The sequence below is a fragment of the Nocardia sp. NPDC004415 genome, from assembly GCF_053602435.1.
In genome coordinates this window covers 50,050-67,398 of sequence record NZ_JBSGDP010000005.1, presented here as the reverse complement: position 1 = coordinate 67,398, position 17,349 = coordinate 50,050, and the positions used below count along the sequence as shown (strand labels likewise).

General features: G+C 70.3%; 19 protein-coding genes. 7 read left to right on the top strand and 12 right to left on the bottom strand.

All coding sequences use genetic code 11. The features are described 5' to 3' along the window. Positions 1-17: 17 nt before the first annotated feature. Entirely contained in the window at positions 18-1,217 is a 1,200-nt protein-coding gene (locus ACWEMY_RS03915) for a molybdopterin-binding protein (protein WP_452388767.1), read from the top strand. Positions 1,218-1,289: 72 nt separating this feature from the next. On the opposite strand, the gene ACWEMY_RS03910 is transcribed toward ACWEMY_RS03915, so the two are convergent. Both ACWEMY_RS03910 and ACWEMY_RS03905 read right to left on the bottom strand, forming a co-directional pair. Next, positions 1,290-1,595, bottom strand: coding sequence for a hypothetical protein (locus tag ACWEMY_RS03910; RefSeq protein ID WP_452388766.1), 306 nt, complete (start codon positions 1,593-1,595; stop codon positions 1,290-1,292). Beyond that, on the bottom strand, positions 1,592-2,707 hold the full coding sequence (locus ACWEMY_RS03905; RefSeq protein WP_452388765.1) for a hypothetical protein: 1,116 nt from the start codon (positions 2,705-2,707) through the stop codon (positions 1,592-1,594). The genes ACWEMY_RS03910 and ACWEMY_RS03905 overlap by 4 nt, the downstream gene beginning before the upstream one ends. A gap of 83 nt (positions 2,708-2,790) precedes the next feature. Here ACWEMY_RS03905 and ACWEMY_RS03900 point away from each other — a divergent pair, with 83 nt between their 5' ends. Then, positions 2,791-3,468 carry a hypothetical protein gene (locus ACWEMY_RS03900; protein WP_452388764.1) on the top strand — a complete coding sequence of 226 codons (678 nt, stop codon included), beginning with the start codon at positions 2,791-2,793 and terminating at the stop codon, positions 3,466-3,468. Between the two features lie 51 nt (positions 3,469-3,519). On the opposite strand, the gene ACWEMY_RS03895 is transcribed toward ACWEMY_RS03900, so the two are convergent. After that, positions 3,520-4,815, bottom strand: coding sequence for an SPFH domain-containing protein (locus ACWEMY_RS03895; protein ID WP_452388763.1), 1,296 nt, complete (start codon positions 4,813-4,815; stop codon positions 3,520-3,522). 3 nt (positions 4,816-4,818) lie between these two features. Next, positions 4,819-5,250 carry an NfeD family protein gene (locus ACWEMY_RS03890; RefSeq protein WP_375928516.1) on the bottom strand — a complete coding sequence of 144 codons (432 nt, stop codon included), beginning with the start codon at positions 5,248-5,250 and terminating at the stop codon, positions 4,819-4,821. A gap of 99 nt (positions 5,251-5,349) precedes the next feature. Here ACWEMY_RS03890 and ACWEMY_RS03885 point away from each other — a divergent pair, with 99 nt between their 5' ends. Both ACWEMY_RS03885 and ACWEMY_RS03880 read left to right on the top strand, forming a co-directional pair. Continuing rightward, positions 5,350-6,171, top strand: a complete 822-nt coding sequence (locus ACWEMY_RS03885; RefSeq protein ID WP_452388762.1) for a DUF3097 domain-containing protein — start codon at positions 5,350-5,352, stop codon at positions 6,169-6,171. 42 nt (positions 6,172-6,213) lie between these two features. Next, positions 6,214-7,029, top strand: a complete 816-nt coding sequence (locus tag ACWEMY_RS03880; RefSeq protein WP_452388761.1) for a hypothetical protein — start codon at positions 6,214-6,216, stop codon at positions 7,027-7,029. Positions 7,030-7,068: 39 nt separating this feature from the next. Here the strand turns inward: ACWEMY_RS03880 and ACWEMY_RS03875 are convergent, their stop codons facing one another. From ACWEMY_RS03875 to moxR1, 7 genes are all read right to left on the bottom strand, one after another. Continuing rightward, positions 7,069-7,458 carry a hypothetical protein gene (locus ACWEMY_RS03875; RefSeq protein ID WP_452388760.1) on the bottom strand — a complete coding sequence of 130 codons (390 nt, stop codon included), beginning with the start codon at positions 7,456-7,458 and terminating at the stop codon, positions 7,069-7,071. An 86-nt stretch (positions 7,459-7,544) separates the two neighbouring features. Further along, positions 7,545-8,594 carry a ferrochelatase gene (locus tag ACWEMY_RS03870; protein ID WP_452388759.1) on the bottom strand — a complete coding sequence of 350 codons (1,050 nt, stop codon included), beginning with the start codon at positions 8,592-8,594 and terminating at the stop codon, positions 7,545-7,547. Next, positions 8,594-9,430, bottom strand: coding sequence for an NADH-dependent enoyl-ACP reductase InhA (gene inhA / locus ACWEMY_RS03865; protein WP_375928526.1), 837 nt, complete (start codon positions 9,428-9,430; stop codon positions 8,594-8,596). The genes ACWEMY_RS03870 and inhA overlap by 1 nt, the downstream gene beginning before the upstream one ends. A gap of 75 nt (positions 9,431-9,505) precedes the next feature. Further along, positions 9,506-10,222: a 3-oxoacyl-ACP reductase FabG1 gene (gene fabG1, locus ACWEMY_RS03860; RefSeq protein ID WP_375928528.1), complete on the bottom strand. Its 717-nt coding sequence runs from the start codon at positions 10,220-10,222 to the stop codon at positions 9,506-9,508. An 84-nt stretch (positions 10,223-10,306) separates the two neighbouring features. Beyond that, positions 10,307-11,311 (bottom strand): VWA domain-containing protein, encoded by a 1,005-nt coding sequence (locus tag ACWEMY_RS03855; protein WP_375928530.1) that lies wholly within the window; start codon positions 11,309-11,311, stop codon positions 10,307-10,309. After that, a complete protein-coding gene (locus ACWEMY_RS03850; protein WP_452388834.1) occupies positions 11,308-12,258 on the bottom strand; it encodes a DUF58 domain-containing protein in 951 nt (316 codons plus the stop codon). The genes ACWEMY_RS03855 and ACWEMY_RS03850 overlap by 4 nt, the downstream gene beginning before the upstream one ends. Positions 12,259-12,287: 29 nt before the next feature. Beyond that, entirely contained in the window at positions 12,288-13,454 is a 1,167-nt protein-coding gene (gene moxR1, locus ACWEMY_RS03845; RefSeq protein ID WP_375928532.1) for a chaperone MoxR1, read from the bottom strand. Positions 13,455-13,724: 270 nt separating this feature from the next. Between moxR1 and ACWEMY_RS03840 the strand changes: the two genes are divergently transcribed. From ACWEMY_RS03840 to ACWEMY_RS03830, 3 genes are read left to right on the top strand one after another with little or no spacing between them, the layout of a single operon-like run. After that, complete coding sequence (locus ACWEMY_RS03840) at positions 13,725-14,207, top strand: hypothetical protein (protein ID WP_375928534.1); 483 nt, start codon at positions 13,725-13,727, stop codon at positions 14,205-14,207. Between the two features lie 14 nt (positions 14,208-14,221). Further along, positions 14,222-14,989 carry an ABC transporter ATP-binding protein gene (locus ACWEMY_RS03835; RefSeq protein WP_452388758.1) on the top strand — a complete coding sequence of 256 codons (768 nt, stop codon included), beginning with the start codon at positions 14,222-14,224 and terminating at the stop codon, positions 14,987-14,989. Further along, the gene (locus tag ACWEMY_RS03830) at positions 14,986-15,777 is read left to right on the top strand and encodes an ABC transporter permease (protein WP_452388757.1); all 792 of its coding nucleotides are present in this window, start codon (positions 14,986-14,988) and stop codon (positions 15,775-15,777) included. Before ACWEMY_RS03835 ends, ACWEMY_RS03830 begins: the two co-directional genes overlap by 4 nt. 7 nt (positions 15,778-15,784) lie before the next feature. Here the strand turns inward: ACWEMY_RS03830 and ACWEMY_RS03825 are convergent, their stop codons facing one another. Then, on the bottom strand, positions 15,785-17,146 hold the full coding sequence (locus ACWEMY_RS03825) for an NlpC/P60 family protein (protein WP_452388756.1): 1,362 nt from the start codon (positions 17,144-17,146) through the stop codon (positions 15,785-15,787). Positions 17,147-17,349 lie beyond the last annotated feature (203 nt).

The window sequence follows — 17,349 nt, the reverse complement described above, 5'->3', positions numbered from 1 at the left end:
CGGAGGCTGACGTGGTGGTGAGCGCACGAGTGGGCGTGGTGGCGAAGACCGATCTGGCCGAGGTGCGTGCGCGGATCGCGGCGGAACTGACGCCGATCGCGGTGCGGCAGCTGCCGGTGGCCGAGGCGGTCGGGGCGACGCTGGCCGTGGCGCTCACCGCGGGCACCCCGCTGCCACGGGTGGACAGCGCGGCCATGGACGGCTACGCCGTCGCCGGGCCCGGACCGTGGTGGCAGCTGCATCAGCAGGTGCGTTACGCGGGCCGCAACTGCTCGGTGGTGCTCGCGCCCGGCGAGGCGGTGCGCATCGCCACCGGGGCCGCCACGCCGCTGGGCACCACGGCCACGCTGCGTGACGAGCACGTGGTGCGCACGACCGTCTCGGGCAAGCAGGTCGTCATGCGTGCTCCTGAGGCGCCGCTACGTGACGACACCCGCCGTCAGGGCGAGCACTGGGACAGCGGCACCGTGCTCGCGCACGCGGGCACGCGGGTCTCGGCGGCGCTGGCCTCCGCCGCGCTCAGCGCCGAGGCCGAGACCGTCACCGTGCGGGGGCCGTTGCGCGCCGATGTGGTGATGACCGGCGACGAGATCCGGGCCGTCGGACCGCTCGCGCCCGGGGAGACCCGCGATTCGCTGGGCCCGGTCCTGCCGGAGTTCCTGCGCTGCTGCGATATCGAGAGCACCGGGCTGTGGCATCTGGCCGACAGCCAGGACCTGCTGCGCTCGTGGCTCGGCCTGAAATCGCACGCGGACCTGGTGGTCATGGTCGGGGCGACCGGACGCGGCGCCGCCGACCACCTGCGTGTGCTGCTCGCCGACCTGGGCGCCCGCGTCATCGTGGACCGGGTCGCCCTGCGGCCGGGCGGCTCCACGGTGGTGGCCCAGCTGCCCGACGGCCGGGTGCTGCTCGGTTTGCCGGGCAATCCGCTGGCGGCCGTGGCCGCTCTGCTCGCGGTCGGTCCCGCGGTCGTCGACGCGCTCACCCTGCGCACCTCCGGACCGACCATGTGGGGCCGGCTGGCCGACGCGGGGGTCATGGCGGGCGAGGCCACCCGGATCGTCCCCGTCCAGCAGCATCCCGGGGGTGTCTGGCGCAGTACCGGGCCCGCGCACACGCCCCATCTCGCGGGGCTCATCGGCTGCCAGGCGCTGGCGGTGCTGCCGCCCGGTACCGGCCGGGGTTCGCTCGTCGAGCTCCTGCCGCTCCCCTACTGATTTTCGGACCACGAGACAGGCTGTACGGCACAGGAATTCGGTGTGGTCAGCCGCTACCCGATCGCGGCGCGGTCAGCCGTCGACTGCCGTGGTGTCGGCAATGTCCGTCCGTCCCTTCGGGCGCCGCATGAAGCGATCGACCGTCCACATCACTACTCGGCAGATCAGCACCGTCGGGACGACGACCAGCAGCACGACGCGCAACACCACCAGCATCGCAGCGGCGAAGACGAACACCGGGCTCAGACCGTCAGGTGAGCCGAAGCCGTGCCGGGCGGACAGGGCCGACACGACCACGCGCAGCACGAGATAGGCCGCGACGAGGACGACGGGTAGGCGGATCGCGCGCCACCCGGTGCGCAGCAGGGTGGCGTTCATCGGGCGAGCTCCGGACCTGAAGTCAGGAAGGCCAGCAGCAGGGCGTTGCCGATCGCGCCGCCGGTGGCGAATCGCTTGCGGTCCCCGCTCTGGAGCGGCAGGCCGAACAGGTCGGTGGTGCGGAACAGGCGGGTGAACAGGTCACGGTGGCCGAAAGCACGCGCCGGGGCCAGCGCGAATCCGGTGGCCGACACCGATATTCCGAGAATCAGGGTGCCGCTGTCCATGTCCCCCGGACCGCTGTATCCGTCGCCGTATTCGTCGATCGCGCCGAAACCGAGCACGGTGCGTTCCTGCCCGAACAGGCCCTTCGCCAGTTCCTCGGCCAGCGACCGGTCCGCGAAACCCGCGAAATAGGCGGCCAATCCGGTTCCGGAGGCACGGGGTGCGTCGTGGGGGCGTCCGTCGATGCCCATGCGCTGGATGACCAGCCCGGTCGGCCGGTCGATCTGCACCGCGCGGACCCGTTCGGCCCAGTGCGTGAGGACCGCGGTGTGATCGGCGCCGGTGACCCGGCCGTGCACCGCGATCGCCGCCGCCACCGCGGCCACGTCGGTCGGGTACGCCTCGCCGGGGAAGGTGTCGAGCAGCCCGGTCGGCGAGGCGAGCAGGCGGCGTTCTAAGGCGGCGATCAGCGCGTCGTGGCGAGCCGCCAGGTCGGGTGGGAAAGCCGGGTCCACCAGCCGGGCCATTCCCAGCGCCAGAGCCGGATAGGAGAGGTAGGCGTGACCGTCCATGCTGTCCAGCTCCGCCAGCCCGTCGCGGCCGTGCCAGGCGTCGGTGAACTCGAACCGCAACTGCGGCAGCAGACTCTTCGTCGCCGCGCGCGTAACCACCGGCCCGTACCGCGCCGCCCACTCCGGATGCGCCAGCGACACCTGCGCCAGCCCCAGCGCCGTCATCTGATGCGCGAGCAGCCCCCACATCCCGACCACCCGGTCACGCCCACCCCCGGCCCGCCACCGATCGTCCTCGGCCTCGAACGCCACCATCTCCTCGGCCAACGCCCGCACCCGCCCCGATTCCCCCAGAAACCACTCGTCGGCATCACGCCCACACCACCACCTCGGCACCGTGCCCACTACCGCGACCGCCACCACCACGGCAACCACGATCGCAACCGCCCACCGAACCCCACGCCCACCCCACGCCGCCCGGCGCACACCTCCCATCCCACGAAGATACCTGCGCCACAATGTCCTTCGCCGCCCTCGAACCCCGGAGCCCTCCCTTGCCCTCGCCGCGCTACCGTCTCGGAAACGGGGAGGCTTGCATGGCAATCATTTTCGAGCTGGTGGTCAACTTCGGTGACGACATCGCCGCCGCGCGTGCGGCAGCGGAACGTATTCAGCCGGGCTCCTCACCGGTGATCCTGCGTGTCCACGACCACCGCATCACGCTGCGCCGACCCCTGATCGGCACGGCGGGGAGCCATGTCGAACTAGCGTTCCTCCCGGAACCGGTGAGCTTCGGCCTGACCTACGGAGTTCCCCGAATCCCGCTCACCGCTGCCGAATTCACGGAGCTCGGTGAGCAGCTGTACCGGCTGCTCGCGTCGATCGACGGATACCTGGCCGCGATCGTCGGCTGGGACGTGGAAGGGATGGTCGACCTCGACGAGCTGCGCGACGAGTGGTCCGAGGAACTGACCGAGGGCAGTATCGACGGGCTCGTCCTCAGCGACGGTGTACACCGCGAACTGAGCCTGGGCGACAACTATTCCGTGTTCCGGCCCGGGTTCCGCTGGATTCCGTACCGCGGCGAGCCGCCGAGCGAACTCACCGCCGATCCGGCGCCGACACCGCTCCCCGGACGAATTCCGGAACAACGCCCGGAAAACGCTTGGACGGAGCGGGCGAGGCAAATGGTGTAGAACGCCGAACGGCCCCGATGCGGAGGTGCATCGGGGCCGGTCGAGGTTGGGTCAGCCGTGTTGGGGTGGCTGCCAGGGGCGGCCGTAGGGGTCCTCCGGGCGGTGGGGAGGCTGGGGCTGGGGTGGTGGGGGTGGGGGTGGCTGGTGTTGCTGGGGTGGGGCCGGGTGTTGCTGGGGGGCGATCGGGGGTGGGACCGGGAGCGGCGGCGGGGGCTCGACGGGGGCGGTCGGTTTGGGGCGGGGGGCGTCGAGGCTGTCGACCGGGGTGCGGGCAGTGGCCTCGGCGGCGCGGACGGCCTGTTCGATCTTCGGGTCGGAGGCGGTCTCGAACCAGTCGGCGACGTCGGAGTCGTCCTCGATCTTGACCGGCGCCACCTCTTCGGTGGACGGCTCGTAGCGGAAGACGCCGTCCTCGCCCTTGGTGGCGAAGTTCTGGGCGAAACCCTCGAGCGCCTTGCCGAAATCGCTGGGCACCAGCCACACCTTGTTGGCGTCGCCGCGCGCCACCATGGGCAGTGTCTGCATGTACTGGTAGGCCAGCAGCTCGGGGGTGGGCTTGCCGTTCTTGATCGCGGCGAACACCTTCTCGATGGCCTTGGCCTGGCCCTGCGCCTGCAGGTAGGAGGCGGCGCGCTCACCCTGGGCACGCAGGATGCGGCTCTGACGCTCACCCTCGGCCGAGAGGATCGCCGACTGCTTGGCGCCCTCGGCGGAGAGGATCTGCGCCTGCTTGGCACCCTCGGCGGTCTTGATCTGCGACTCGCGGGTGCCCTCGGCGGTGAGGATCATCGCGCGCTTCTCGCGGTCGGCCTTCATCTGCTTCTCCATCGATTCCTGGATCGACGGCGGCGGATCGATGGACTTGAGCTCCACGCGGGCCACCCGCAGGCCCCAGCGGCCGGTGGCCTCGTCGAGCACGCCGCGCAGCTGGTTGTTGATCTGGTCGCGCGAGGTGAGCGTCTCCTCGAGCGTCATCCCGCCGACCACATTGCGCAGCGTGGTGACGGTGAGCTGCTCGACCGCGGCGATGTAGTTGCTGATCTCGTAGACCGCGGCCTGCGGGCTGGTGACCTGGAAGTAGACCACCGAGTCGATCTGCAGGGTCAGGTTGTCCTGGGTGATCACCGGCTGCGGCGGGAAGGAGACGACGCGTTCGCGCAGATCGACTTTCGCGCGCACCCGGTCGGCGAAGGGCACGAGGAACGTCAGCTGACCGGACACCGTGCGCGAGTAGCGCCCGAGACGTTCGATCACCGCCGCCTCGGCCTGCGGCACGAGCGCGATCGATTTGAAGACCACCACCACGACCAGCAGGACGAGGACGGCGGCCACGATCAAGGCAACCATTGGTTAAGGACCCTTCCAGACGACGGCGGTGGCGCCGTCGATCTTCATCACGTAGACGGTCACTCCGGGTTCGTACACTTCGCTCGGATCCAGCGGACGCGCGGTCCACACCTCACCGCCGAGCTTCACCTGCCCCGAATGCGCCGCCACCTCCTCGAGCACCAGCGCCGACTTGCCGGTCAGGGCATCGACATTGGTCGGAATCGGTGGGGGCGTGCCGAATCGGCGGCGCAGGACCGGGCGGACCCCGAGGAACAGCACTCCCGCGATCGCGGCGAAGACCAGCGCGTCACCCCACAGCGGCAGATCCGCGGCGGCGCTGACGCCCGCGGTGCCGAGCGCGGCCGCACCGAGCATGAGCAGCGTCAGATCCCCGGTGAGCATTTCCGCCGCCGCGAGCACGATGCCCGCGATCAGCCAGACTATTGCGGCCACCCCACCACCGTACCGTCTCGGACACCGTCGCGGCCGGACAAGAGGAAACGCCCGCGGTGCCGCGTTGGGCCGGTGGACAGTTCGCGGTAGCTTCGGGGGGTGAGTGCACGCGGCGGGTACGGCGACATCTTTTCCGGACATCAGCGCACCAGGAAGACCCCGGCACCGACCGTGGTCGCCGAGCGCGACCTGGTGGTGGAGGACGCGGCGAGCGGATTCTGCGGTGCCGTAGTGGGATTCGACCGCAGCTACGACGGCGAGTTCGTGAAACTCGAGGACGGGCGCGGCACGGTCCGGCTCTTCGCGCTGCGCGAGGCGGCCTTCCTCATCGACGGCAAGCCGGTGACGCTGGTGAAACCCACCGCCGCCCCGAAGCAGCCGACCCGCTCGGCCTCGGGGTCCACCCGCGTGGAGGGCCTGCGGGCCCGGGTCGCGCGCACCAGCCGGATCTGGGTCGAAGGCGTGCACGACGCGGCGCTGGTGGAGCGGGTGTGGGGCCACGACCTGCGGGTGGAGGGTGTGGTGGTCGAGCATCTGGAGGGCCTGGACAATCTGGGCACCCGGCTCACCGAGTTCGGGCCGGGGCCGGGCGCGCGGGTCGGCGTGCTGGTCGACCATCTGGTGACCGGGTCCAAGGAGACCCAGCTGACCACCGGTCTGGGCCCGCACGTGCTGGTCACCGGGCATCCGTTCATCGACGTGTGGCAGGCCGTGCGCCCCGCCGCGGTGGGCATCGAGTCCTGGCCGACGGTGCCGCGCGGGGAGGACTGGAAGACCGGGGTCTGCGCGCGACTGGGCTGGGGCACCCCGCAGCAGGGCTGGCGGCGCGTCTACGACGCGGTGGACTCCTTCCGCGACCTGGAATCGCCGCTGATCGGCGCGGTGGAACGGCTCATCGACTTCGTGACCGAACCCGAGTAGTCCCGGCGCAGGGCACGCGACGAACCTTTATGCTCGATGATTATGTGCTCTCCCAGTGCCACGCTGACGCTGTGGGCCGGCTCCTGGCTGGCCGGGACCAGCGCGCCCGACGACGTGCTGGAAGCGTTGCACGCCTGGGCTTCCCGGCACACCATCGCCGCGGGCGACCCGGTCACCGGCGGGCGCACCGATCTGCCGTGGACCTCACACGAGGCGGGCACCGGGTCCGGCGCGATGCCGCTGCTCAAGGTGATCCGCGAGGCCATGGCTCCCGCGGGCGCGACCCTGCGACTGGTCCTGCCCGCCCCCGGTGACGTGCGCGGACTGCCGGTCGGCACCGCCTTCGCCGCCGACGCGATCGACGCCGAGGAAGGTCTGCTGCTGGGCGTGCCCGGCCAGGAGGGCACCGGGCTGATCCCGCAGTGGGACGACGACGAAACCCTGCAGTGGACCGTGTACAGCGTGAACATCCCGCAGGTCGGCGGCCCGGACATGTCCCTCGGCGAGGCCGAGTACACCATGCGCGAATCGGTCCGCGACGCCGCCGACGCGCTCATGCGGCTGCACACCACCGCGCTCGGCGCAGGCGACGCCGACCCGCGCGAACAGATCGAAGCCCAGCTGGCCGCCTACTCCCGGCACGCCTACCCCGACTCGATCCCGTTGCGCGCCAAGCGCATTCTCGACACCGCCGATCATGTGGCGGCCATTCTCACCGTCGCCCAGCACGAGCCGGCGTCTTCGCCCACCTCGGCGAGCGCGCTGGATTCGCACGAGTCGCTGCTGCGGCCGCTGTGGAACACCCTCCGCCAGGCGCGTCTGGTGGCGGTGCACGCCGCGACGGGGCCGCTCGGCTGACCACCCGAGGGCGCTCACCGTGAATCGGTATGCCGCGGTTCAGAATCCGCCGAGGGCTGTGCGCAGGGTCGGGACCGCGAGCACGGCGAGGGTGTCGGCGCGGATGACCGGGCAGGTCCGGTCGGTGACGGTGTCGACGACATTCCGGTTGTAGGACAGCGCGGCATTGGCGACGGTGTCCTGAACCGTCCACAACTTCATGGCGCCGGTGAAGGCCACGCGGGCCACCTCGGGGCCCAGCGCCCGCCAGGTGCCGCGCTGGCCGCCGAGGATGCCGCACAGTTCGTCGACCGAGGCCTGCGAGATGGCGGGTTCGGTGGGCGCGGGCGGCTCGGTCTCGTAGCCGGATTCCTTGCCGCAGCCGGTCAGGCCCAGGGCCGCGGCGGCCAGCACGAGCACCAGGCCGTATCGGGGCGCTGTCGATCGCATCGGAAGTCCTCCGATCTGTCGAGCACAACTCCGGAAAGCCTACTCCCCCGGCTGGGGGTACCCGGCGAATGTTTATCCGGTTGTGTTCAGCGCCGGGTGGGGCGCGCGGGCAGCTCGCAGCAGCCGGGGGCACACAGCGCGCCGTCGGCGGTGCAGCCGTAGCCGGGCACGGTACCCAGTTCACGGACCGGTCCGGCGTCGGTGCGCTCCTGGATCAGCTCGACGATCATCCGGGAGAACCGCGGGTCGGTGCCGGGGGTGGCCGCGCGCGCGAAGGCCATGCCGAGCTCGGCGGCGCGGGTGGCGGCCTCGTTGTCGAGGTCCCAGATCACCTCCAGGTGATCGGAGACGAAACCGACCGGGCACACGACCACCGCGTCGACGCCCTTGCCGTGCAGCACGTCGAGATGGTCGACGATGTCGGGGTCGAGCCAGGGCACCTGCGGCGGGCCCGAGCGCGACTGCCACACCACGTCGTAGTCGGTGAAACCGGTTGCCGCGGCACACAATCGGGCGGCTTCGGCGACCTGCCTGCTGTAGAGGCGGCCGCCGTCGGCGGGCGGGCCCGCCGAGATGTCGGCCGAGACCGGGATGGAGTGCGCGGTGAACACCAGGCGCGCCCCGTCGCGGCGATCGGCGGGCAGCCGCGCGAGGGCGGCGGTGATCGCGTCGGCGAAGGACTCGATCAGCAGCGGGTGGTCGAAGTACTGGCGCAGTTTCACCAGCTCGGGCGCCTGCGCGCCGACGGCGGCCCTGGCCCGGGTGATGTCCTCGTCGTACTGGCGACAGCCCGAGTAGCCGCCCCAGGCCGAGGTGGGGAAGACCAGCGCCGAGCGCACGCCGTCGGCGGTCATCCTGGCGACGGTCTCCTCGACCATCGGATGCCAGTTGCGGTTGCCGAAATACACCGGCAGGTCCAGCCCGGCCGCGGCCAGGTCGGCCTCGAGCGCGGCGATGATCTCGCGGTTGAGTGCGTTGATCGGCGAGACCCCGCCGAAATGCAGGTAGTGCTGCGCGACCTCGGCGAGCCGTTCCGGGGGTACCCCGCGGCCCCGAGTGACGTTCTCCAGGAAGGGGATCACGTCCTCGGGGCCTTCGGGGCCACCGAAGGACAGCAGCAGCAGCGCGTCCGGCATCAGTTGGCGGTGAAGCCCTCGGGGAACCACATGTTGTGGCTGGCGCCGCCGTCGACGTAGATGATCGAGCCGGTGGTACCGGGCAGCCAGTCCGAGAGCAGCGCCACGATCGACTTGCCCACGACACGCGCGTCGGCGCCGTCCCAGCCGATCGGCGAGGCGCCGTCCCAGTACTCGTCGAGCTGACGCAGCTGCTTGGCGTCGTCGGTGGCGGTGCCGGCGATGGCCTTGGCCGCCAGGGTCTTCACCGGACCCGCGGCGATCAGGTTGGAGCGGATCTTCTTGGCGTAACCCACTTCCCGGGCCACGTAGCGGTTCACCGACTCGAGCGCGGCCTTGGACACGCCCATCCAGTTGTAGTACGGCATCGCCACGCGCGGATCGAAGTCCATGCCGACGATCGAACCGCCCTCGTTCATCACGGGCAGCACGGCGCGGGCCAGCGAGGCGTAGCTCCACGCGGAGATCTCGAAGGACTTGGCTACATCGGGGCCCGGCCCCTCCAGGAACGGCACCGCGTCCGGACCCATCAGGGTCTTGGGCGCGAACGCGATCGAGTGCAGCACACCGTCGATGCCCTCGGGGGCCAGCTCGCGCAGCGCGTCGGCCAGCGCGCCCAGGTTCTCCTCGTTGGTGATGTCCAGCGGGATCGCGGGCGGCACCTCCTGCGGGAGGCGCTTGGCGATCCGGTCGATCAGCCGCAGCCGCTCCGGGATGCCGGTGATGATCACCTTCGCGCCCTGCTCCTGCGCGACCGCGGCCGCGCTGAACGCGATCGACGAGTCGGTGATGATGCCGGTGATGAGGATGGTCTTGCCTTCGAGCAGTCCGCCCATGAGTTTTCGGTTCTCCCTGAGATCTATGTGGTGTGCCGCCACCTTGTCGGTGGCGCGGGGGGATCCGTTAGCGGATCAGTGGCCCATTCCCATTCCGCCGTCGACCGGGATGACGGCACCGGAGACGTAGCGGGCGTCCTCGGAGGCGAGGAAACTGACCACGGCCGCGATCTCCTCGGGCTGGCCGACCCGCCGCAGCGGAATGTACTTCTCGACCATGTCTTTCATGTCCGCGGGCAGATCGGCGGTCATATCGGTTTCGATGAAGCCGGGCGCGACGACATTGGCGGTGATGTTGCGCGAGCCGAGTTCGCGCGTCACCGAGCGGGCCAGACCGATGACACCGGCCTTGGAGGAGGCGTAGTTGATCTGGCCTGCCTGGCCCATCATGCCGACGACCGAGCCGAGGAAGATCATCCGGCCCCACTTCGCCCGCAGCATGGCGCGGTTGGCGCGCTTGGCGACGCGGAAGGCACCGGTGAGGTTGGCGTCGATGACCTTCTCGAACTGCTCCTCGGTCATCCGCATGAGCAGGGTGTCGTCGGTGATACCCGCGTTGGCGACCAGCACCTCGACCGGACCCTGGTGCTCCTCGACCTCGGTGAAGGCACGATCGACCGAATCGCTGTCGGTGACATCGCACTTCACGCCGAACAGACCCTCGGGCACCCCCGATCCGCGATGCGTGACGGCGACCTTGTGGCCGTCGGCGAGCAGGCGCTGGGCCACCGCGAGACCGATACCGCGATTACCGCCGGTGACCAGGACCGACCGGGATGTGACGTTCGACATAGGGTCCAACCTATCTGTTCCAGTTCGTGGGCCCCGCGTCAGGGTCGCGGCGCTGCGAGGACTCACAACGCGGGGCGGTGCGTGCTAGGGCAGGCGTTGACGATAGAGCAAACTCACCACGACACCGGCGGTGACGAACAGCATGCCCGCCAGCAGCCAGGGCCTGCTCGCGTCGCCGCGGGTGGTCTCGTAGCCGATCTGCTCTTCGAGGGTGTCGTAGACGGCGGTGAGTTCGGCCAGCGAGGAGGCGGTGTAGAAGTCGCCGCCGGAGAGCTTGGCGATCTCCTGCAGCGAGTCGTTGTCGACCGGCACCTTCACCCGCTGTGAGCCCTTGCCGTCGGAGTCCGGGATCTCGACGGTGCCCCATTCGGTGCCGAAGGAGATGGTCGAGACCGGGATGCCCTTGTTCTTGGCCAGCCGGGCGGCGGTGAAACCGTGGCGCGGGTTGTCGACGTCCTTGTCGTCGGGCACGGTCTGCTTGCCGTCGGACATGAGCACCACGCGCGCGGGCGGGGGTGTCTCGGCGCCGCCCAGTACCGCGGCCAGGGTGTCGATGGACTGCAGGGCGGTCAGGATGCCCTCGCCGGTGGCGGTGCGTTCGGCCAGTTTGATGTTGTCGATGGAGTGCTTGACGGCCTCGCGGTTGGTGGTCGGCGAGACCATCACCGAGGCGGTGCCCGCGAAGGTCACGAAACCCAGGTTGATGCCGGGGGTGAGCCCGTCGACGAACTCCTTACCGGCCTTCTGGGCGACCTGCAGCCGGTTGGGCGGCACGTCGGTGGCTTCCATCGACAGCGACACGTCCATCACCAGCACCACGGTCGCGCGGTTGCGCGGCACCTTCTGCACCGCGGTGGGACCGGCGGCGGCGATGGTGAGCAGGATCAGGCCGACCAGGATCAGCGCGATCGGCGCGTGCCGCATCGGGCTGGGCCGCGCGGGCGCCACCTTCTCGAGCACGGTCATGTTGCCGAACTGCAGCATCCGCTTGTGCCGGGCACGCTGGACCAGCACATAGCCGAGAACCAGCAGCGCGACGACGAGCAGGAAACCCAGCCAGACGACGGCCGTGAAATGCGAAATACTCACTGGCGAGGCACCCGCCCGCTCGGGGCGCCGAGGCTGTGGCGCCGGGTGGACACGAACCGGACCACATCGGCGATCCAGTCCCGATCGGTCTGCAGGGTCAGCACCGGCGCGCCGCAGCTGCGCAGCGCCTGCTGCACCTGTTCACGCTGGGCCTTGGCCGCGGCCGCGAAATCGGCCCGCAGCGTGGGGGTGACGCTGAATTCGCGGGTGCGCCCGGATTCCGGGTCGTGCAGCACCACGTCGCCGCCGTCGGGCAGGGCCACGTCGAGCGGATCGAGCACCTCGACGGCGAGCAGGTCGTGGCGCGCGGAGATGGCGCGCAGCGACCGCTGCCAGTCGACGTCACCGAGGAAGTCGCTGATCACCACGGCCAGTCCGCGTTTGCGCTGCGGACGGCGCAGCGATTCGATGCCGGCCTTGAGATCGCCGCGCACGCCGTCGCGGGCGTGCGGGGTAGTGGCGATGCCGCGCAGCATGGTCTGCGCGTGCAGGCGCCCGCTGCGCGCGGGAATGCGGACCAGGTCCTGACCGGTGGCCACGACGGCGCCGATGCGGTTGCCGCCGCCGGAGGTGAGGTGGGTGACGGCCGCGGCGGCCGCGATGGCCAGGTCGCGCTTCTGCACCCGGCCGGTGCCGAAGTCCAGGCTCGACGACAGGTCGACCACGAGCCAGGTCTCGAGCTCGCGGTCGGCGATCATCTGCCGCACGTGCGGATGGGTGGTGCGGGCGGTGACCGACCAATCCATCTGCCGCACATCGTCACCCGGCTGGTAGAGCCGGGCCTCCCCCGGCTCCGAGCCGGGACCGGGGATCAAGCCCTGGTGATCGCCGTGCAGCACGCCGTCGAGGCGGCGGCGCACCGTCAGCTCGAGGGTCTTCAGCGCGGCGGCCAACTTGGGATCGGTCAGCTCACCGGCCCGGAACGACGGCGGCGCGTGCGACGCCATGGTCACGCGGACAACGGGTTCCGGAGCACTCACTGGGGCCCGGCGTGGCCGGCGGGCTGGGACTGCTGCCCGTTCACCGGCTGCGGCACAGGCTGTTGCTGGGCGGGCGGCTGCGGCACCGGCGGCTGCTGCGGGGCAGCCTGACCGCCGACGGCCTGCGGGGCGACCTGCGGCAGCCCGACGGTCTGCAGCACCCGCTTGATGACCTCTTCCGGGGTGACCTCGTCGGCCAGCGCGTCGTAGGACAGCACCAGGCGATGACGCAGCACGTCCGGGATGACCTCGACGACGTCCTGGGGCACCACGTAGTCGCGGCCGCGGATCAGCGCCACCGAGCGGGCCGCGGCGATGATGCCCAGGCTCGCGCGCGGGGAGGCGCCGTAGGAGATCCAGCTGGCCACATCGGTCATGCCGAACTCGGCCGGGGTGCGGGTCGCGGTGATGACCCGCACGACGTAGTCGACCAGCGCGTGGTGCACGAAGACGTTGGCGGCCAGCTTCTGCAGGCGGATGATGTCCTCGGGAGCCAGGATCTGCTTGGGCTCCGGCGGGGTGACACCCATCCGGTAGATGATCTCGCGCTCTTCCTCGACCGAGGGGTAGTCGACGACGACCTTGAACAGGAAGCGGTCGCGCTGAGCCTCGGGCAGCGGGTAGACGCCCTCGCTCTCGATCGGGTTCTGGGTCGCCATGACCAGGAACGGATCGGGCATCGGGTAGGTCTTGCCGCCGATGGACAGCTTGCGCTCGGCCATCACCTCGAGCAGTGCCGACTGCACCTTGGCGGGCGCGCGGTTGATCTCGTCGGCGAGTACGAAGTTCGCGACGACCGGGCCGAGCTCGGTGTCGAATTCCTCGCGGCCCTGCCGGTAGATGCGGGTACCGATGAGGTCGGTGGGCACCAGGTCCGGGGTGAACTGCACCCGGGAGAACGACCCGCCGACGACCTTGGCGAAGGTTTCCACGGCCAGGGTCTTGGCGACACCGGGCACACCCTCGAGCAGCACATGGCCTCGCGCCAGCACACCGACGAGCAGTCGCTCGACGAGCCGGTCCTGACCGACGATGACCCGTTTGACCTCGTAGATCGCCTTCTCGAGAGTCTGGACGTCACGCTCCAGGGTGCTCGTCGCAGCCGTACCGGCGTCTTTCGCCAGCTTCGGCCCGCTCACACCTTCCGTCGAAGTCACCAACATCCCCGCTTTCGCTTTGGTCCTGTGCGTGCCGCCCCAACTATTCCAGGTAATAGCCCGGCGCGCCGCAACCGGCCAGGAGTGGACACGAATTCGTCCGCCACCCTACGCATGTGCGCGGCGGCCCGCCCGTTCGACGGCGCGAGTTCGCACTGGTCGAAGCCGCTGCGGACCATAGTTAGGTTTGACTATCCTTATTCTGAAAATGTAGCGTCCGGATTGTCGCCGGAGGTCTTCGGCGGCACCCGTTCCGAATTTCGCGGAGGAAGTGTCATGAAGAAGATCGCCGCGGTGCTCGCCGCCCTGGGTTTCACCGCCCTGCTGACGACCGGTCTGGCCGCGCCCGCGCTCGCCGACCGCTCGGTGCGCGACGCCCAGGTCGCCGACCTCTACCTGCGCGACGCGGACCCCTCGCTCGACGCCATCGCCGGGCAGTTCGCCGCGCTGTGGAACCCGAACCTGCCGATGGGCCCGAAGCAGGAGGTCAGCTACCACGGCTCGACCGTCGGCCCGGCGCTGCAGGGCATCCTGTCCCAGGGCGGGGTCTACGACTTCCTGTCCATCCAGCTGCGCGCGACCTCCAAGAACATCAGCGGCAACACCATGACCGCGTCGATGTCCGGCGTGATGGCGGGCTTCCCGGCCTCGAGCGGCACCTACACCTACGTCCGCGAGGACGGCCTGTGGAAGGTCGACTGGAAGGCCACCTGCGAGGGCATGGGCGGCTGCACCGGTAACCCCGACTTCGGCTACTGAACCACGCCTGTCCGATGACGCACTCCCCGATGATCACCGTGTCCGGCCTGTCCAAACGCTACGGCGGCAGAGCCGTCGTCAGCGAGGTCGGTTTCGAGGCCCCGGGCGGATCGATTACCTATCTGCTCGGGCCCAACGGCGCGGGCAAGTCCACGACCATGCGCATGATCGCCGGTCTGACGACTCCCGACGCGGGCACGGTGCGCATCAACGGGCGGTCGCTGCGTGAGCTCGCCGAGCCCATGCGCGAGATCCGCTTCAATCTCGACACCTTCGCCCGCAACCCGAAGCACACTGCCCGGCAGCACCTCGTGTGGCAGGCCCGCCTCGGCGGTGTCCCCGCCGCCGACGCCGACGCGGTGCTCGAGCGGGTGGGGCTGGCCGAGGTCGCCCGGCGACCGGTCGGGCGGTTCTCGCTGGGCATGCTGCAGCGGCTCGGCATCGCGACCGCGCTGCTGGGCGACCCGCGGACCCTCGTGCTCGACGAGCCGGACAACGGCCTCGACGTGGACGGCATCCTGTGGCTGCGCGAGCTGCTCACCGGCCTGGCCGCCGAGGGGCGGTCCCTGCTGGTGGCCTCGCACAATCTGACCGAGGTGGAGATCACCGCCGACCGGATCGTGATCATGGGCCGTGGCCGGGTGCTGTCCGACGCGAGCCGGGACGAGACCCTGGAACTCGGTTCCGGGCCGCGCAGGCTGGAATCGGCGTACACGACGGTGACCCGGGGCAGCGTCGAGTACCGCGGCGCCGGCACGCGCGACGACGAGGCGGAACAGTGAGTGTGACAAGGGATCTGGGCCGCGCGATCGGCAGCGAGGCCGCGAAGCTGTCCTGGCGCAGCCCGGTGTGGACGGCGATCGTGCCGATCGCCGTGCTGCTGCCGGTGGCGCTGAACGCGAGCCTGGCCGTCGCCACCCGGATGAACAAGGTCAACGGCGCGGGCGGCATGGACACCAACAACGCCGGGTACTGGGTGATGATCTTCTCGACGATCGTGCTCATGTCGGCGGGCGTGTCCTCGCTCAGCAACGAATTCAAGTACGCCACAGCGGAACTGGTCTACGGTGCGCAACCCCGGCGCTGGCTGCTGCCTGCCGCCAAGCTGGTCGTGTTCGGCCTGATCGCCGCGGTGACCACGCTGGTGACCGTGCTCGTACTGCTCGCGATGTTCCCGGTGGTGTTCTCCGATGTATGGGGCCGCGTCGAACTCACCTCCCCCGCGGGAGTGCGGCTGCTGTGGGCGCTGCCGGTCTTCGCGTTCTTCGTCAGCGCCCTCGGCATCGGCCTGGCCGGGCTCATCCCGCGCCCCGGTGTCGTGGTGGGCGCGGTGCTGCTGTGGAAGTTCGGGGTCGAGCAGTTCACGGCCATGCTGCCGGTGAAGATCGGCAATGTGGTCCAGCAGTGGATGCCGTTCAAGAACGGCGAACTCGGTGCCGGGCAGTATCCGACGATCAAGCCCGCCTTCGGCAGCCCCAACGGCGCCCTGCTGTTCTTCGCGCTGGTCGCCATCGCGTTCTTCGCGCTCGGGACGCTGCGGTTGTCCCGACGCGACCTCACCACCGACTGACGGTTCGTCAGCTGACGACGCGCACCGCGTAGGGCATGATGCCCGCCTCGCGGACCGGCGAGATCTTCACGACGTCACCGGATTCGGGGGCCTCGATCATCTTGCCGTTGCCCAGGTAGAGGGCCACGTGGGCACTGCCGCCGGGGCCCCAGAACAGCATGTCGCCGCGCTCGCGTTCGTCGACGTCGACGCGGGTGCCCGCGTTGTACTGGTAGCCGCTGTAGTGCGGCAGCGAGACCCCGATACCCGCGAAGGCGTAGAGCATCAGGCCCGAGCAGTCGAAACCGACCTTGTTGTAGTCGCCGTGCGCGTCGGCGGTGCCGCCGTCGCGGATGCCCAGGGTGGGGCCGTCCTCGTCGCCGCCGCCCCAGGCGTACTGCACGCCCAGCTGCGACATCGCCCGGTCGATCACCGTTTCGACGGCCGCCGACCCGCCGATCTGGGGCTGGGTGGGCCGGGGTTTGGTCTTGCGAGGCGAGGCGGGGGTGGATTCGAGCTGGGTGTGTGGGCGCTGGCCCTCGCCGAGCTGAGCGGCGCGGTCGCGGGCGGCCTGGTCGGCGGCGGCGCGGGCCGCGGCGGCGTTGGCGGCGGCCAGCAGGGCGGTGATCTCGGCCTTGCGCTGGTCGTCCCAGGCCAGGAACACCTCGCGCTGGCTCTGCAGACCGGCCACCGTGGCGCGGGCGGTGTCGAGGGCGGTCTGGGCGGCGGCGCGGTCGCGCTGGAGGTTGTCGCGGGCCACGGCCTGGGTGTCGTATTCCGTCTTGGCGACGGTCATGGCCGTCTGGGCGGCGTTCTTCTTGGTCTCGGCGGCACCCGCGGCGGCGTCGGCGTCGGCCTTGGCCTGGCGCGCGGCGGAGTTCTGGTTGGCCTGGGCGATCTGGGCGCGGCGCAGGTCGTCGAGCACCTGGCGCTGGTTCTTCGACACCAGCGACAGCACCTGCGCGCGATCCATGGCGGCGTCGGGGGTGGCCGAGGACAGGTAGGTGACCACCGAACTGCTCGACGGCCGCACATACGCCTGGGTGGCGACCTGGTCGAACTCGCCCCTGGCCACGTCGACCTTGGCGCCCGCGTCGGTGAGCTGGGTCTGCGAGTCGGCGACCGCGGCCGCGGCGGCGTCGGCGGCGTCGCGCGCGCTCTGCAGGTCGACCAGTGCCTGGTTGACGGCCTCGCGCTTGGCGGCGAGCACGTCGTCGAGGGCTTGCAGCTGCTGATCGGCGGCGGCGACCTGGTTGATGAGATCGCCGATCTGCCCGACCCGCGCGTCGACATCGGCGCCCGCTCCGGCGATCTCGCCGTCGGAGGGATTGGCCGGTGGCGGGGGCACCGCCGCGACCGGTCCGGCGCCGGCGAGCACAGCCAGCGCCATCAGCAAACCGATCGCTATCCGTAAGAGACGGGGTTCGTCCTGCCTGCCCGCTGCGCGCACGGCTCCTCCGAGTAACTCGACTCGACACACGTCACCGGCGCATCAGTCCACCCACAGACCACAGAAGTCGACCAATGCCCCTGTACCACTGCATTCCCACTCGCGAACACCGCAACCGTACGACACATAGTTCACAAAGGAAA

Bases quoted from the DNA above. Each gene is read 5' to 3' on its own strand.
- moxR1 (WP_375928532.1), bottom strand. From the start codon at position 13,454: ATGTTGGTGACTTCGACGGAAGGTGTGAGCGGGCCGAAGCTGGCGAAA.
- ACWEMY_RS03825 (WP_452388756.1), bottom strand. From the start codon at position 17,146: ATGGCGCTGGCTGTGCTCGCCGGCGCCGGACCGGTCGCGGCGGTGCCC.
- ACWEMY_RS03880 (WP_452388761.1), top strand. From the start codon at position 6,214: ATGTGCTCTCCCAGTGCCACGCTGACGCTGTGGGCCGGCTCCTGGCTG.
- ACWEMY_RS03840 (WP_375928534.1), top strand. From the start codon at position 13,725: ATGAAGAAGATCGCCGCGGTGCTCGCCGCCCTGGGTTTCACCGCCCTG.
- ACWEMY_RS03875 (WP_452388760.1), bottom strand. From the start codon at position 7,458: ATGCGATCGACAGCGCCCCGATACGGCCTGGTGCTCGTGCTGGCCGCC.
- ACWEMY_RS03900 (WP_452388764.1), top strand. From the start codon at position 2,791: ATGTCCTTCGCCGCCCTCGAACCCCGGAGCCCTCCCTTGCCCTCGCCG.
- inhA (WP_375928526.1), bottom strand. From the start codon at position 9,430: ATGGGCGGACTGCTCGAAGGCAAGACCATCCTCATCACCGGCATCATC.
- fabG1 (WP_375928528.1), bottom strand. From the start codon at position 10,222: ATGTCGAACGTCACATCCCGGTCGGTCCTGGTCACCGGCGGTAATCGC.
- ACWEMY_RS03870 (WP_452388759.1), bottom strand. From the start codon at position 8,594: ATGCCGGACGCGCTGCTGCTGCTGTCCTTCGGTGGCCCCGAAGGCCCC.
- ACWEMY_RS03850 (WP_452388834.1), bottom strand. From the start codon at position 12,258: ATGGCGTCGCACGCGCCGCCGTCGTTCCGGGCCGGTGAGCTGACCGAT.
- ACWEMY_RS03895 (WP_452388763.1), bottom strand. From the start codon at position 4,815: ATGGTTGCCTTGATCGTGGCCGCCGTCCTCGTCCTGCTGGTCGTGGTG.
- ACWEMY_RS03835 (WP_452388758.1), top strand. From the start codon at position 14,222: ATGACGCACTCCCCGATGATCACCGTGTCCGGCCTGTCCAAACGCTAC.
- ACWEMY_RS03910 (WP_452388766.1), bottom strand. From the start codon at position 1,595: ATGAACGCCACCCTGCTGCGCACCGGGTGGCGCGCGATCCGCCTACCC.